General features: G+C 69.6%; 14 protein-coding genes and 1 pseudogene. 11 read left to right on the forward strand and 4 right to left on the reverse strand.

From position 1 onward, the window contains the following. Window positions 1–277 (reverse strand): annotated as a pseudogene (locus ACL03I_RS26130) (cytochrome P450); the annotation flags it as partial. 297 nt (window positions 278–574) lie between these two features. Here ACL03I_RS26130 and ACL03I_RS26135 point away from each other — a divergent pair. The 7 genes from ACL03I_RS26135 (at window position 575) to ACL03I_RS26165 (ending at window position 7,891) form a co-directional block, all read left to right on the forward strand. Further along, window positions 575–2,041: an aldehyde dehydrogenase gene (locus ACL03I_RS26135; RefSeq protein WP_412807170.1), complete on the forward strand. Its 1,467-nt coding sequence runs from the start codon at window positions 575–577 to the stop codon at window positions 2,039–2,041. A gap of 33 nt (window positions 2,042–2,074) precedes the next feature. Next, entirely contained in the window at window positions 2,075–2,827 is a 753-nt protein-coding gene (locus ACL03I_RS26140; protein WP_355078351.1) for an SDR family oxidoreductase, read from the forward strand. After that, window positions 2,824–3,702, forward strand: coding sequence for an NAD(P)-dependent oxidoreductase (locus tag ACL03I_RS26145; RefSeq protein ID WP_364438116.1), 879 nt, complete (start codon window positions 2,824–2,826; stop codon window positions 3,700–3,702). Before ACL03I_RS26140 ends, ACL03I_RS26145 begins: the two co-directional genes overlap by 4 nt. Further along, a complete protein-coding gene (locus ACL03I_RS26150) occupies window positions 3,699–4,103 on the forward strand; it encodes a carboxymuconolactone decarboxylase family protein (RefSeq protein WP_355078353.1) in 405 nt (134 codons plus the stop codon). The genes ACL03I_RS26145 and ACL03I_RS26150 overlap by 4 nt, the downstream gene beginning before the upstream one ends. Before the next feature lie 14 nt (window positions 4,104–4,117). After that, complete coding sequence (locus tag ACL03I_RS26155; RefSeq protein WP_412807171.1) at window positions 4,118–5,587, forward strand: FAD-dependent oxidoreductase; 1,470 nt, start codon at window positions 4,118–4,120, stop codon at window positions 5,585–5,587. 33 nt (window positions 5,588–5,620) lie between these two features. After that, entirely contained in the window at window positions 5,621–6,199 is a 579-nt protein-coding gene (locus ACL03I_RS26160; protein WP_039797950.1) for a TetR/AcrR family transcriptional regulator, read from the forward strand. 105 nt (window positions 6,200–6,304) lie between these two features. Continuing rightward, complete coding sequence (locus ACL03I_RS26165) at window positions 6,305–7,891, forward strand: GMC family oxidoreductase (protein ID WP_355078355.1); 1,587 nt, start codon at window positions 6,305–6,307, stop codon at window positions 7,889–7,891. Between the two features lie 12 nt (window positions 7,892–7,903). On the opposite strand, the gene ACL03I_RS26170 is transcribed toward ACL03I_RS26165, so the two are convergent. Continuing rightward, window positions 7,904–8,251: a DoxX family protein gene (locus ACL03I_RS26170; protein WP_355078356.1), complete on the reverse strand. Its 348-nt coding sequence runs from the start codon at window positions 8,249–8,251 to the stop codon at window positions 7,904–7,906. Between the two features lie 105 nt (window positions 8,252–8,356). Between ACL03I_RS26170 and ACL03I_RS26175 the strand changes: the two genes are divergently transcribed. Then, window positions 8,357–9,235: a sigma-70 family RNA polymerase sigma factor gene (locus ACL03I_RS26175; protein WP_355078357.1), complete on the forward strand. Its 879-nt coding sequence runs from the start codon at window positions 8,357–8,359 to the stop codon at window positions 9,233–9,235. Here ACL03I_RS26175 and ACL03I_RS26180 read toward each other — a convergent pair. Continuing rightward, window positions 9,200–10,201 carry a helix-turn-helix transcriptional regulator gene (locus ACL03I_RS26180; RefSeq protein WP_355078358.1) on the reverse strand — a complete coding sequence of 334 codons (1,002 nt, stop codon included), beginning with the start codon at window positions 10,199–10,201 and terminating at the stop codon, window positions 9,200–9,202. The genes ACL03I_RS26175 and ACL03I_RS26180 overlap by 36 nt on opposite strands. Window positions 10,202–10,351: 150 nt before the next feature. Continuing rightward, window positions 10,352–10,828 (reverse strand): HAD-IIIC family phosphatase, encoded by a 477-nt coding sequence (locus ACL03I_RS26185; protein ID WP_355078359.1) that lies wholly within the window; start codon window positions 10,826–10,828, stop codon window positions 10,352–10,354. Between the two features lie 396 nt (window positions 10,829–11,224). Here ACL03I_RS26185 and ACL03I_RS26190 point away from each other — a divergent pair, with 396 nt between their 5' ends. The 3 genes from ACL03I_RS26190 (at window position 11,225) to ACL03I_RS26200 (ending at window position 15,569) form a co-directional block, all read left to right on the forward strand. Next, entirely contained in the window at window positions 11,225–12,445 is a 1,221-nt protein-coding gene (locus ACL03I_RS26190; protein WP_355078360.1) for a PucR family transcriptional regulator, read from the forward strand. A gap of 220 nt (window positions 12,446–12,665) precedes the next feature. Next, window positions 12,666–14,036: an amidase gene (locus ACL03I_RS26195; protein ID WP_412807172.1), complete on the forward strand. Its 1,371-nt coding sequence runs from the start codon at window positions 12,666–12,668 to the stop codon at window positions 14,034–14,036. Window positions 14,037–14,276: 240 nt separating this feature from the next. After that, window positions 14,277–15,569: a phosphatase PAP2 family protein gene (locus tag ACL03I_RS26200; protein ID WP_412807214.1), complete on the forward strand. Its 1,293-nt coding sequence runs from the start codon at window positions 14,277–14,279 to the stop codon at window positions 15,567–15,569. Window positions 15,570–15,626: the final 57 nt, after the last annotated feature.

Raw genomic sequence — 15,626 nt, forward strand, 5'->3', positions numbered from 1 at the left:
TATGCCGCGGATCATCCATCGCCAGGAACGACATGGTCCGATGCGCGTGCCGACCCCACGCCGCCGGATCCAGCGACACCCCGTTCGCACTCGACAACCGCACACTGTCACGAAACGCCCCCACCACATCCGGATGCCGCGACAACGCCCAAAACCCCAGATCCGGGTTGTGGTACAGCGGCGCCTCCTCCCGCAACCGCCGATACGTGGGATATGGATCCTCATGAAACCCGTAGTCATACGGGTCGAACACCAGCGGCCCCACCACAGCCGTCATCGCCCACACTCCCAAACCGATAACACGTTCCGCAACGCGGCACCGCATGGCGGCCCAAACGAAGACAGATAGCTGGACATGTGTCTGGACACTACCACCGCGTACTCGATCTCGACAATCATCCGATCAGAGCTCATTTCTCCGCTTCGGAGCGACACACCGGCGGGAGTCGATACAGGCCGGATCACCTGACACCCGGATCTCGGCGAGAATGGCAGAGTTAGAACCTGTTATTGCCACCGATCACGTTCCAAGACTATATTCCGTACACGTGTCCAGACAGTATCGGAGTAATCCATGAGCAGCCTTCTGCCCGCCGACGGGTCCCGCCTGCTGATCGGCGGCAAGCTGGTCGAGGGCGCCGACGGTGTCTTCGCGACGGTGAACCCCGCGACCGAGGAGGTCCTCGGCCTCGCCGCCGACGCGAACGCGGCCGACCTCGACGCGGCCGTCGACGCCGCGCGGACCGCGTTCGACGAGACGGACTGGTCGCGCGATCACGCCTTCCGGGCGCGCTGTCTCGCGCAGTTGCGCACCGCGCTGGAATCCCATGTCGAAGAACTGCGCGAGATCACGATCGCCGAGGTCGGCGCACCGCGGATGCTCACGAGCGGCCCGCAACTGGAAGGCCCGGTCGCCGACCTCGGTTACGCGGCCGGGCTCCCCGAGACCTACGCCTGGGAAACCGATCTGGGTGTGGCCGCGCCCATGGGCATCAAGACGCACCGGGTACTGCGCCGCGAACCGATCGGTGTGGTCGGGGCGATCACGCCCTGGAACTTCCCGCACCAGATCAACTTCGCCAAACTCGGCCCGGCGCTCGCCGCGGGGAACACCGTCGTGCTCAAACCCGCTCCGGACACCCCGTGGTGCGCGGCGGCGGTCGGCGCCATCATCGCCGAGGAGACCGACATCCCGGCCGGTGTAGTGAACATCGTGACCTCCGCCGACCACACGCTCGGCGCCCGGCTCACCGCGGACCCGCGCGTCGACATGATCAGCTTCACCGGGTCGACGGCCACCGGCCGCGCCGTGATGACCGGCGCCGCGACGACATTGAAGAAGGCGTTCCTCGAACTGGGCGGCAAGTCGGCGTTCATCGTGCTCGACGACGCCGACATCGCGGCGGCCTGCTCGGTGGCGGCGTTCTCGGTGTGCGTGCATGCGGGACAGGGGTGTGCGCTGTCCACCCGGCTGCTGGTGCCACGCGCCGCCTACGACCGAGCGGTGCAGGCGGCCGCGGCCACGCTCGGCGGGATCGAGCCGGGCGATCCCGCCGACCCGCGCACGGTCTGCGGGCCGCTGATCTCCGAGCGGCAGCGCGCCAGGGTGGAACGCTACCTCGACATCGCGCGCGCCGAAGGCGGCCGGATCGTGGTGGGCGGCGGGCGGCCGGACCGGGAGCGCGGCTTCTTCGTCGAACCGACGTTGATCGCGGACGTCCCCAACAGCTCGACCGTCGCCCGCGAGGAGATCTTCGGCCCGGTGCTGGTGATCATCCCGCACGACGGCGACGAGGACGCCGTCCGCATCGCCAACGACTCCCCCTACGGCCTGTCCGGTTCGGTGTGGGGCAACGACCCCGAACGTATCCGGCGCGTCACCGAAGGCGTGCGCACCGGGACGCTGAGCGTCAACGGCGGCATCTGGTACTCCGCCGACGTCCCCTTCGGCGGCTACAAGCAATCCGGCCTCGGCCGCGAGATGGGCATCGCCGGTTTCGAGGAGTACCTCGAGACGAAAGTCATCGCCACCGCGGCCTGACCGCCGCGGGACAACACAGAGGAGCTGAAGTCCATGGCCCGTTTCACGGGAAGATCCGCCATCGTCACCGGCGCCGCGCAGGGCATCGGCGCCGCCTACGCGCAGGCGCTGGCCGCCGAAGGCGCGAACGTCGTCGTCGCCGACAAGAACGCCGAAGGCGGCGCGGCGGTGGTCGAGAAGATCGTCGCCGACGGCGGCACCGCCGTGTTCGGGCAGGTCGACGTGTCCGATCCCGAATCCGCTACTGCGCTCGCCGATTTCACCGTCGCCGAATTCGGCGCCATCGACCATCTGGTGAACAACGCCGCCATCTACGGCGAGATGAAGCTGAACCTGCTGCTGACCGTGCCGTGGGACTACTACAAGAAGTTCATGAGCGTGAACATGGACGGCGCGCTCGTCATGACCCGCGCCGTCTGGCCGCACATGTCCGAACGCCGCAGCGGATCGATCGTCAACCAGTCCTCCACCGCCGCGTGGCTGTATTCCAGCTTCTACGGGCTGGCCAAAACCGGCGTCAACGGCCTGACCCAGCAATTGGCCTTCGAGCTGGGCGGGTCGAACATCCGCGTCAACGCCATCGCGCCGGGTCCGATCGATACCGACGCCACCAGGTCGGTCACCCCGGACGTGATCGTCGACGACATCGTCAAACGCCTGCCGCTCAAGCGGATGGGCACTCCGCAGGATCTCGTCGGCGCCTGCCTGTACCTGCTGTCGGACGAGGCGAGCTGGGTCACCGGGCAGATTTTCAACGTCGACGGCGGACAGATCGTGCGATCATGAGCGCCCGCATCGGATTCCTCGGCCTCGGCAACATGGGTGCGCCGATGGCCGAGCGCCTGCTGGAGTGGCCGGGCGGGCTGACGGTGTGCGATATGCGGCCCGAGGCGGTCGAGCCGTTTCTCGCGGCCGGAGCGGACTCCGTCGCCTCGGCGGCCGAGCTGGCCCGACAGGCCACCGTCATCTCGATCACCGTGGTGAACGACGCCCAGGTGCGCGAGGTGATCACCGGACCGGAGGGCCTGCTGCGGACCGCCGCACCGGGCACCGTGGTCGCCGTGCACTCCACGATCAGCGACCGCACCGCCGAGGAACTCGGCGCGGTCTGCGGCGAGCGCGGCGTCGAACTGGTGGACGCGCCGATCAGCGGCGGCGCACCCGGCGCGACCCGCGGCGCGCTCGCGGTCATGGTCGGCGGCAGCGCGGCGGCGTTCGAGCAGGTGCGCGAACCGTTCGGCTGCTTCGCCGACCTGATCGTGCACGCCGGGCCGGTCGGCGCGGGCACGCGCATGAAGTTGGCGCGCAACCTGTTGCACTTCGTCTCCTTCACCGCGGCCACCGAGGCGCAACGGCTGGCCGAGGCGGCCGGTCTCGACCTCACCGCGCTCGGCAAGGTGGTACGGCACTCCGACGCGGTCACCGGAGGGCCCGGCGCCATCATGCTGCGCGACACCACCGCCCCGATCCAGGACGGCGACTTCTGGTTGCCGATCCTGCGGCACGTGCGCGACCTCGGGGAGAAGGATCTCGGTCTCGCCCTGGAGTTGGGCGAACGGCTCGGCACCGCGCTGCCGCTGGCCGAACTCGCACTCGACCGGCTCGGCCCCGGCCTCGGCGTCGGGACCGGCACCTCCGTATCGGAAAGGCAATCCTCATGAGCGACAACGGTTCCGGCGACTCCGCGCGGCAGCGCGGGCTGGCCAAGATGGCCGAGGTCTACGGCACGGAGTTCCAGGAATACCCCGGCGCCCACTTCGCCGTCACCGCCGACCACCTCTTCGCCGACATCTGGTCGCGGCCCGGGCTCACCATCCGCGACCGCAGGCTGCTGCTGCTCGGCGCGCTGGCGGCGCAGGGCGCGATCGACACCGCCGGCATCCAGGTCGGGGCCGCGCTGCGCAACGGCGAACTCACCGAAGACCAGCTGCACGAGATCGCGGTGTTCCTGTGTCACTACGTAGGTTGGCCGAACGGCACCAAACTCGACATCCTGGTGGGCACGATTGTGGCGCAGCAGAAGAAGGCCGCCCGCGCGCAGTCCGCGCCCGCCGAGCAGTGAAGGATTCGTTGACCATGTCCGACGCCACCACCATCCGCCCCCTGCGCGCCAGCCGAGTCGAGAACTGGGACCATCGCGCCGACGTCGTCATCGCCGGATACGGCATCGCGGGCGTCTGCGCCGCCATCGAGGCCGCCCGCGCCGGCGCGGACGTGCTGGTCCTGGAGCGCACCGGCGGCTGGGGTGGCGCCGCCGCCCTGGCGGGCGGATTCATCTACCTCGGCGGCGGCACACCGCTGCAACAGGCCCTCGGTTTCGAGGACACCCCCGAGAACATGGAGACCTTCCTGCTCGCGGCGCTGGGGCCCGGCGTGGACAAGGCGAAGATCGCCGACTACACCCGCGGCAGCGTCGAGCACTTCAACTGGCTGGTGTCCTGCGGCGTGCCGTTCCGCGAGGCGTTCTGGGGCGAGCCGGGGTGGGAGCCGCCGCACGACGAGGGGCTGATGTACTCCGGCGGCGAGAACGCCGCGCCCTTCAACGCGATCGCGAAACCCGCTCCGCGCGGCCATGTTCCGCAGATGGCCGACAAGCGCACCGGGGAGAAGGGCGGCGGCTGGATGCTCATGAAACCGCTGGCCGACACCGCGGAAGCGCTGGGCGTGCGCGCGGAGTACGACATGCGGATCGCGCGGCTGATCGTCGACGACGACGATCGCGTGGTCGGCGTGCTCGCCCGCCGCTACGGCAAGCCGGTCGCCATCCGTGCCGAACGCGGCGTCGTGCTGGCCACCGGCAGCTTCGCCTATCACAAGGAGATGATCGAAGGCTACGCGCCACGACTGATCGGCAGGCCCGCCGCAGCGATCGAGGAACACGACGGCATCGGCATCCGGCTGGCGCAGGCGCTCGGCGCGCAGCTGGCGCACATGGACGCGACCGAGGTGGCCTTCTTCGGTGACCCGCAGTTGCTGGCGCGCGGCATCCTGGTCAACGGGCGCGGCCAGCGCTACATCCAGGAGGACACCTATCCCGGCCGGATCGGCCAGGCGACGCTGATCCAGCAGGACAACCAGGCGTACCTGGTGATCGACGAGGCGTCCTACGAGGAGGCGCTGACCACCGAGACCTCGACGCCGTTCTTCCGCCAGCCCCCGACCTGGGTGGCGGAAACCATCGCCGAGCTGGAAGCCGAGATGGGCCTGCCCGGCCAGGCGTTGCAGGCCACGGTGGAGTGCTACAACCTGCACGCCGCCAACGGCGCGGACCCGTTGCTGGGCAAGAAGCCGGAATGGCTGCGCCCGCTGCGCGGATCGGTGGCGGCGTTCGACATGCGCGGTTTCACGGCCGGTTTCACCCTCGGCGGACTGCGTACCGACCTCGATTCCCGGGTGCTGCACGTCTCCGGGGAGCCGATCCAGGGGCTGTTCGCGGCGGGCCGGTGCACCTCCGGCCTGTGCGCGGGCGGTTACGTCAGCGGCGCGTCGCTGGGCGACGGCAGCTTCTACGGACGCCGGGCCGGTATCGCGGCGGCCAAGAACTGAACCGTTCCAATCCGCCTAGTAGGATCCAGACACATGTCCGAACCCGATTCCGTCATTCTCGAGGCGACTCGCCGCAGGCTCTCCGGCAAACAAGCCGACACCGTCGACAAGCTGACCCGCTCGGCGGTGGAAGTGCTCGCGCGCGAAGGGTTCGCGGGCATGACCATCCGGATGGTCGCCGCGGCCGCCGGGGTCGGGACGGCCACGGCGTACACCTACTTCTCGTCGAAGGAGCATCTGGTCGCCGAGATCTTCTGGCGGCGGCTGGTCGCCTCGCCGTCGCCGGTCAGCGAGGACCCGGACCCGACCGTCCGGGTGGTCGCCGAACTGCGGAACATCGCGATGCTGGTGGCCGACGAGCAGGAGCTCTCCGGCGCGGTCACCAGCGCGCTGCTCGGCCGCGATCCCGACGTCGAGCATCTGCGCGGACGCATCGGCGCCGAGATCCGCAAGCGCATCATCCGCGCCCTCGGTCCGGACCCGGACCCGGACGTGGTCGAGTCGCTGGAATTGCTCTACGCGGGCGCGCTGGTGCGCGCGGGTATGGGCTATGGGTCGTACTCCGAGATCGCCGACCGGATCGAGGCCTCCGCGCTGTTGATCCTGCGGTAGCGCGGACAATGCCGGACGACTTCGAGCCGGTTACCCCAAACCGGGCCGCACGGCGCATGCTTGCTCGTATCTTTGCCGTAGTCGGTGCAGATCGGAGTGGGAAAAGTGCAATCTGGTGAGCTTTCCGCGGACTACGTCGTCGTCGGTTCGGGATCGGCGGGCGCGGTGGTGGCCAATCGGCTCAGCGCCGATCCGGGCACCACGGTAGCGCTGCTGGAGGCGGGCCCGCCGGACAAGAACAAATTCGCGCACATCCCCGCCGGGTTCGCGAAACTGTTCCGCTCCGAGGTGGACTGGGACTACCTCACGCAGCCGCAGCCGGAGCTGAAGAACCGCGAGATCTACTGGCCGCGCGGCAAGATGTTCGGCGGCTCGTCGTCGATGAACGCCATGATGTGGGTGCGCGGCTTCCGCGCCGACTACGACGAGTGGGCGCTGCTGGCGGGTGCGGAGTGGGGCTTCGCGGCGGCCGTCGAACAGTTCCGGCGCATCGAACGCGTGGAGAACGCCCAGTATCCCGACGAGGGCACCGAAGGTCCGCTGTACGTCTCCCGCCAGCGCAGCCCGCGCGGCCTCACCGCCGCCTACCTGGCCGCGGTCCAGGAGGCGGGCTACCAGGTGGAGCCGCCCAACCGGCCGCAGCCGGACGGGTTCACCGAGACCATGGTCACCCAGCGCGGGGGCCGTCGGTGGAGTACCGCGGACGCTTATCTGCGGCCCGCCTTGCGTCGTCCGAACCTCACGATCCGCAGCGAAGCGCTCGCCACCCGGGTGCTGTTCGACGGCACGCGCGCCGTCGGCGTCGAGTACCGCCAGGGCGGTGTCACGCACACGGTGACCGCGCGGCGCGAGGTCGTGCTGTGCGGCGGCGCGATCAACAGCCCGCAACTGCTGATGCTCTCCGGTATCGGCGACCGCGACGAACTGGCCCGCCACGGCATCCAGGTGCGTCACCACGCGCCGGAGGTGGGCGCGAATCTGCAGGACCACTTGGTCGCGGGCATCGGCTACGGCGTCGCGGGGGATTCGCTGTTCGACGCGGAGAAGCCGCGCCAACTGCTGGACTACTTCATCCGGCATCGCGGCATGCTCACCTCGAACGTCGGCGAGGCGTACGGGTTCATCCGCAGTAGGACGGATCTGGAGTTCCCCGATCTGGAGCTGGTCTTCGCGCCCGCGCCGTTCTACTACGAGGGACTGCAGGACCCGACCGAACACGGCGTGATCCTGGCGACGGTGCTGCTGCGCCCGCAGAGCCGAGGCCGGATCGCCTTGTCCGACGCGGACCCGTCCGCCAAGCCCCTGATCGATCCGCGCTACCTGTCCGACTCCGCGGGCGCGGACCGCGCCGCCATCATGGCCGGGCTGCGCGTGTGCGCCGCCATCGCCGCGGAGCCGTCGATGAAAGCGGTCCTCGGCCCGCTGATCTACCCGCCGCAGGCGCCGGCGGAACCGGAAGCCGTGCTCGAGCTGACCCTCAACTCGTACGCGCACACGCTCTACCACCCGGTCGGCACCTGCCGCATGGGCACCGACACCGCCAGCGTCGTCACCCCGCGGCTGGAAGTGCGCGGCGTACAAGGGCTTCGGGTCGCCGACGCCTCGGTGATGCCGCTCATCATCCGCGGCCATACACACGCACCGGCGGTGTTCATCGGCGAGCAGGCGGCCTCATTCATCCTCGCCGGGTAGGGGTCCTCTCGCCTACGACGCGACGAACAGTCCGAGCGAGGCGGCGGCCAGCAGGAGATACGGCAGCGGGTATCCGATGTGTGTGTAGTGCCGCGCCCGGACCACGGTCAGCACCGCGCCCACGAAGTAGAGCACCAACCCGGCCGCCGCGGCCGCACCGATCGGCGGAAACGCCGGACCGGCCAGCAGTCCGGCCCCGCCGAGCGCCTTGACCACGGCCAGGGGCGTCAGCCACGAATCCGGGATTCCGTAGGCGCGCATGTTCATCCGCACCCACTCGGCGCGGACCACATCGATGCAGGCCGCGAGCAAGGCGGCCGCGGCCGCGAGCACCGTGGCGACGACGTAGGCGATGTCCATGGCAATACCCTTTCCTCAGGTGCCGCGCCCGGTCCGGACGACGGTCACCTGTGAGCTGTCGAATCCGTCATCCCGATGACGGACCACGGAGCGGAAAGGTGACCGATGCCCACCGAAGACGGCTTGGCGCGGGAATTCGAGGTGCAGCGCGACCATCTGCACGCGGTCGCCTACCGCATGCTCGGCTCACCGAGCGAGGCCGACGACGCGGTGCAGGAGACCTGGTTGCGGCTGGCCCGCCACGACGTCGATGACGTGCGCAACCTCCCGGGCTGGCTCACCACCGTCGTGTCCCGGATCTGCCTGGACATGCTGCGTGGCAGGGCGGCGCGGCGCGAGGAACCGCTCGACCACCCGCCGCGGCTCGACAGCGGCGCCGAGGAGAACGAGCCGGAGCGCGAGGCGGTCCTGATCGAGTCGGTCGGCCGGGCGTTGCTGGTGGTGCTGGACCGGCTCGGCCCCGACGAGCGGGTCGCGTTCGTCCTGCACGACCTGTTCGCGGTGCCGTTCGACGAGATCGGGCCGATCGTAGGCCGCACCACGCCGACCGCCAAGAAGCTGGCCAGCCGAGCCAGGCAGCGCGTGCGGGGCGTGGATGTCACGGCGGGCCAGGAGCTCGCCGCGCAGCGGCATGTCGTCGAGGCGTTCCTGCGCGCGGCGCGCAGCGGCGATCTCGACGGGCTGTTGTCCGTCCTGGCGCCCGACGTGGTCCGGACGGCCGACGCCGCCGCGCTCCCCGCCGGAGTGGCCACGACCGTGCGCGGCGCGGGGTCGGTCGCCGCGGAAACCGTGCTGCTGCGGAGGCGTTCGCAGGTTGCGGCGCTCGCGCTGGTGGAAGGTCACCCGGGTATCGTCGTAGCCCCGCGCGGCAGGCTGCTGCTGGCGCTCACCGTCACGGTGCACGGCGACCGGGTGGCCGGATACCGGGTGACCGCCGATCCGTCCCGGCTACGCGGGCTCCCGATCAGCCTGTTGCCCTGCTGATTTCGATCCGCCTCGTTTCAGCGCACCGGCCGCATCCGGCTCGGCGCGCTCCGCCGCTCGGCGCCGCCGGAATTCTCGCGGCGTCTCGCCGAAACGGGCCTTGAACGCCGCGGAGAACCACGCCGGGGTGAATCCGGCGCGAATCGCCAACTCGCGGATGGGATCCTCCCGGGTGGGATCGTCCAGCAGATCGCGCGCGGCGCGCAGGGCCTCCTCCCGCCGCACGTCGCGATAGGTGGTGCCGACCTGCTGCAGCACCGAGCGCAATTGCCGGGGCGACCAGCCCAGCGCGTGCGCCACCGCGGGCAGGCGGACGTCGTCCCGGCCGACGTTGGCGCGCACGTACTGCCGGATCTGCGCGACGACCTGAGCGTGATGACCGCGCTGCGGATGGGTTTCGCCGAGCGAGATCAGGCTCAGCAATTCGGCGATCCGGTCACACACCGCGTTGAACTCGTGGTCGGAGAGGTTCGACTGCTCGGCGTGGGTGCTGCGGATCATGGCCTGGGTGATCCGGCCGAGTCCGGAGTTCAGGTCGATCGTCATGCCGCGTTCGGCGAGCGGTCCCGCGCGATGATCGAGTTCGGCCCGGGGCAGCTGGATGGCGAAGGCGGACAAGAGCGGGATATGGATCTGGCACAGATCGTCGAGTGCGGTCACCGCGGCCTGATCCGCCCGCGCCCGCGTCTCCTCGCCGCGATAGCGCACCGAGTACACGCCCCGTTCGGGGATGACCACCCAATAGAAGTCGTCGCACGGACCGTGGCGGATGTTGGTCCGGGTGCGATAGGAGGTACTCGTTCCGCGCTGCTCCCAGCGCAACAACCGGTAGGCGGCCGATTCCTGGACCGTCATGCCCGAGTACCACCGTTCGGGATCGCCGTACCGGTAGTCCATCGGAACGAAACCGTTGGCGATCGCGGTCCACGATTGGGCGTCGTTGGCGGTCACGCCGTAGCACTTCATGGTGAGAACCTATCGCCGCTGGATCCACCGCATATCGTAGTGCCGGCCAGAACGATACGGCTGCCGCGCGAACCTCGCGACGCTGGGAAGTCCGAGCCGCAGCGGACGGCTCGACCGCCGGATTCCGTCGGCGCGCCGTGCGTTACGCACTCAGCGCACGGGCACCCGGGCGAATCCGAGCGGCGGCGTCGGCGCGGGCCCGGTGCGCAAGACGGGCCGAAAATCGGGCAGCACCGGCAGGACGTCGGCATTCCGGGCGGCATAACACCGCACGGCGGGAAGCGCACGGGCCACCTCCGCGCGCTCCACCGGCTCGTGGTCGATGAAGCCGATGGTGTCGAGTCCGAGGCCGAGCGTGCGCGCGATTCGGACGATCGCCGAAGATTTGGGGCCCCAGCCGATCTCGACGGCCGAGAACATCTCGTAGACGCCGTGCCGGTACAGCTTGTCCAGCGTCCACTCACGCTCGCCGCGACTGGCCACGGCGTGCCAGATCCCGCGTTCGCTGAGCACGCGCAGGGTGCGCAGCGCGGCGGGCCGCAACGCGCCGACGGTCGCGTCGCACACGGCACCGTCCCACAAGGTGTTGTCCACTTCCCAGACAAGACATCTCAGAGCCGGTGTCATCGCCCTGCCCCTATCGTTGCGTCATCACTGCCTTTCCGCCGTGGCGTGCGCGACAGATGGGCACTGCACACCATCCAGGACACGACACGTGCCGGACAAGACCCTGGTTACATGGCCATGACCGGCGCGGGTGATCCTACCGGCATGTCGGCCGCGCCTCGCGGCAACGACCGAACCGGCTGCGCTCCGCACCCGGCGACGAGCCGGTGGGCCGAGCCGGAAATGGGCAGGTGGTCACCGGAAATCGGTCGCACGTCCAGCTGCTGTGACCGCTCACAACTCCCTGCCGGACGGTCTCACTCGCTCTCACAGAACCCGTCGATCGGGTCCGCGAAAGAGATCAACAGATTAGTGTGAATGCGCTGCACAGCAATCGTGGGCGGAAGGGAGTCGCCAATGTCCGTCGACAGTTCGGCCCGGCCGAGCCTGACCCTGTCGGGAAAGCCGATGTCGTCGCCACTGAAAGACGTTCGCGGGCTATCGCGTCAGATGGTCGGCCACTTCGTCGAGAACGTCATCCCGTGCGGAACCCTACCGGGTGACGCCATCGCAGGCGATGTCACCACCATCACCCGGGTCTGCCTGGAGCTGGCGGTGAGCATGCTCGACGGTAAAGACCTCCCGGAGAAACTCCAGCGGCTCGGCGACGCCGCCGCGGGATGGGCGCGGGAGGGAGTACCGATCGACACCATCCACCACTCGATCCACGAAGGCTTCAAGATGGGCCTGGAGCTGGTGGTGTCCGACGCGACGATGAAGGACTACGACGACCTCGTCGACGGCGCCAAGATGGTGGTCGAGATGCTCGACATGATCAACTCGGCGGTCTCCATGGCCTACGTCCGCGAGCTGCGCGCGGTGGTCAGCGAGCACCACACCGCCGTGCACACGCTGACCTCCGCGTTGCTCGGCGGGCACAGCACCTCCACCATGGCGCGCGAATGCGGCATCGCCATCGCCTCCTCGTACGCCGTTCTGGCCGTGGCGATTCCGCCGCACCGCGAGGAACGCAATCCGATGGTCGACGGCAAGGTCGTCGCCCGCAGGAAACTGCGGCGGGTCCAGGCCGAGCTGGCAACGCGCTGCGGCGAGGCCGCGCTGTCGCTGCTGAGCGTGGACGGCGGCACGGTGCTCATCCCGTCGGGCCGCTTGAACAACGAGCAACTCGACGCCCTGGTCACCGAGCTGTCGCACGCCGCGCAGGTGGGCGTCACCGCGACCATGGTCGAGGCCACCCCCGAGAAGATTCCCACCGCCGCCGACCAGGCGCACGAACTGCTCGACATGGTGCAGCGATTGCAGGCGGTGGCCGGGCTGTACCGCTTCGACGAGCTGGCGCTGGAATATCAGCTGACCAGACCTGGGCCCGGCCGCGAGTACCTCGGCTCGCTGCTGGATCCGCTGGACGCGCACCCGGAACTGCTGGAGACGCTGCAACGGCACATCGCCAACAACCTCAACCGGCAGCGCACGGCTCGCGTGCTGCACGTGCACACCAACACCGTCGACTACCGGCTCAAACGGATCGGACAGCTCACCGGATTCGACCCGTCGCAGCCGTCGGGTCTGTGGTATTTGCGCTCGGCACTCGTCGCCCGCACGTATCGCACGACCTGACCGCTCGACGCGTTCACGGGTTCGTCGCCGTCCGCGGCCGGCGGCGGACCGCGACGACCCCGCGTGGATCACTCGCCGCGCCGCCCGTTCCCATGCGCGGGAACGACAAGGCGCTGGTCATTGTGGTGTCACAGATCGACGATTACCGTGAGCCACGAGTTACGAAGGCCGGTGGCGGCACAGCCCGGGTCGTCGCAACCAGAGGTATCAGGAGGTTGCGATGGCATGGGTGGGCGCGTCGGCGGGAGAAATCGCGGCGGGAGTCCGGAGCCGGGAGGTATCCCCGCTGGAGGTGGCCGACGAGCATTTTGCCCGCATCGCGGCACTGGATACACGGATCAACGCCTTCCGCATCGTGCGCCACGAGCAGGTGCGCCGCGAAGCCCGTGCCCTGGCCACCCGTAGCGATCTCGCCGACCTCCCGCTCGCCGGAGTTCCGGTGGCGGTGAAGGACAATCTCGACCTCGCCGGGTGCGTGACCGGCCACGGTTCGCGCGCGGCGCGGCAGACCGCGGCCGAGTCCGACAGTGAGCTGGTCCGCAGGTTGCGTGCCGCGGGCGCGCTGCTGATCGGCAAGACCAATGTGCCCGAGCTGTGTCAGTGGCCGGTCACCGAGAGCGTCGCGCACGGCATCACCCGCAACCCGTGGCTGCTCACGCACACTCCGGGCGGATCCACCGGCGGCGGCGCCGCGGCGGTCGCCGCTGGAATGACCGCGCTCGCAATCGGTTCCGACGGGGGCGGTTCGATCCGCATCCCCTCGTCCTGTTGCGGGGTCGTGGGCCTGAAGCCAGGCGACGGCGTGATCGCGCGGCCTCCCGAACTCGGCTCCAATTGGCTCGGCCTGTCGACGTTCGGACCGCTGGCCACCACGGTGTCCGACGCGGCCTTGCTGCTGGCGGTGCTCACGGCCGACGACCGCTACTTGGCACCGGCCGCACCCCAGCAGGCCCTGCGAATCGGCATGACCGCTCGGCCACCGGTTTTCGGAGCCTCCGTCGACCCGCAGGTGCGCACTGCCATGCTGGCGGCGGCCGAAGCGCTGCGTGCGGCGGGCCACACCGTCACCGAGGTGGCTCCGCCGTGGCGACCACAGGACGCGCTCGGTTTCCTCGCCCGCTACTTCGCCGGCGTCGCCGAGGACACCACCGACCTGAGCGCGGACCTTTTGGAACCGCTGACCCGCAAGGTGGCCCGGGCCGGACGCGTGATCGGCCGGATGCGTCGTGTACCCGACGCTCCCCCGGCACGGCAGTCCGAACGATTCGCCGCGTGGTTCACCGAGCACGATCTTCTGCTCACGCCCACCCTGGCGACCCCGCCGGTTCCGGTCGGAACCTTCGCCGGGAAGGGATTTCCGGGCACCCTGCTCGACGTATCCCGCTTCATTCCCTTCACGCCGCCGTTCAACACGGTCCGTTACCCGGCGATCTCCGTTCCCGCCGGGCAGTCCGACACCGGACTGCCCATCGGTGTGCAGCTCGCCGCGGCGCCCGGCGGCGAAACCACGTTGCTGGCGGTCGCCGCACAGCTGGAGCAGATCCGTCCGTGGCAGCGGCACGCTCCGCTGGCCGACGCGTCGATCCCGTAGCGGACCGTCACCGCCGCTCGCGTCGGCACCACGGTCCCCGAAAAGCGTCGACGCCGGCCGTTTCCCACTGACCGGACCCGGACGGCGCGCTCCCGCCGGCGCGCGGGCATCTCCGCGTACATATGCCGTTAATGCCGTGTTTACGATGTTCCGGTGCTTGTGAACGACGTGCGAGGGAGCTTGACCCCACCGGGCGAGCGAGTGGGTATCGAAGAGCTCCGAGAGCGTCGGTTCCGGCCGATGGTCGTGTGGTGCGCTGTCGCGGCCATCGTGGTCGCGCTGATCGGCGGCGAACTCATGGCCGCGCACATCGGGGCGCTGGGCCCGCTGACCAGCCTGCTGCGGGATTACGCCGGAACGCCGAAGTCGGCGACCACACCGTGGGCGGGATTCCTGCTGGCCGTGGTCGGGATCACGGCGCGCGCACGCTTGGGCGCCGTCGCCGCGGCGATCGGCGTCGACCTGGTGTTCGTCCTGATCAGGACGGCCGAGGGGCGTCCGTTCACGGTCGGCAACGGCCCGACCATCGTGCTCACCGCACTGGCGGTGCTCGCGTTCGTGCGGTGGGACGGACAACGACGCCGCACGGCGTTGCGCACCATCGCCTTCGGCGCGCTGCTGATCGCGGCGACGAAGATCAGTGAGATCTGGCTGGACATCACCGCGTGGGCCTGCCCGACAGTCCTCGATCCGTATGTACAAGTCGCCGATCGCGCCCTCGGCAGCCCGTCCTGGCTGGTCGGGCACGCGCTCGAGGTGGCGGGACCGCTGGCGACGGGTGTGGTGCGCTGGGTGTACTTCGAGCTTCCGCTGGCGGCAGTCCTGGTCGCGGCCTGGCAGTTACGCGGCGTGACGACCAGCGCGTGGCCACGGCACTACCTGGTGCGCACGTTCCTGACCCTCGGCCTCGTCGGGCCGATCTGGTACGTCGTCTTCCCGGTGGTGGGGCCGGTGCTCGCCTACGGACCGCAGGGACTCGGCTTCGAGATCGCCGACGTCTGGCCGGATGTCGTTCCGGCCGTGCCGTCCTCGATCGACGCGCTGCGCTTCGACGGCATCACGCCGCGCAACTGCATGCCGTCGCTGCACACCGCCTGGGCGCTGTCGCTGTTCATCCACTCCCGGCGCGGCCCGCTGTGGTTGCGCTGGGGCGGGGCGTTCTGGCTGGTGTGCACGCTTGTCGCGACGCTCGGCCTGGGCGCGCACTACGGCATCGACCTGGTCGTGGGCGCGGCGTTGTGCCTGACGGTGGAATCCGTGCTGCGCGAGCCGGATCGGGGCTGGGATCAGCAGCGCGTCCGGATCGTGGCCATGGGTGTCGGCGTCTGCACCGGCACGCTGCTGTGCATCCGCTTCTTCGCCGTGCCGATGGCAACGCACCCGCTACCGTCCGGCATCGTGATCCTCGGCGCGCTCGGTGCGCTGGCGATCCTGTTCTACCTGACGTGGTTCGGTACATCGTCGGCGGAATCGAGCAGCCCGGCCTCGGCGGTGGATCAGCCCGCCGATCGTCGGACAGACACGTCGCGGTGATCTGTGTGCCCTCGGCTTCCACGTCGACGCCGCCGCGACGATCATCGTCCCGGTCAA

It is taken from the genome of Nocardia sichangensis (assembly GCF_047200615.1).
GTDB lineage: Bacteria > Actinomycetota > Actinomycetes > Mycobacteriales > Mycobacteriaceae > Nocardia > Nocardia sichangensis.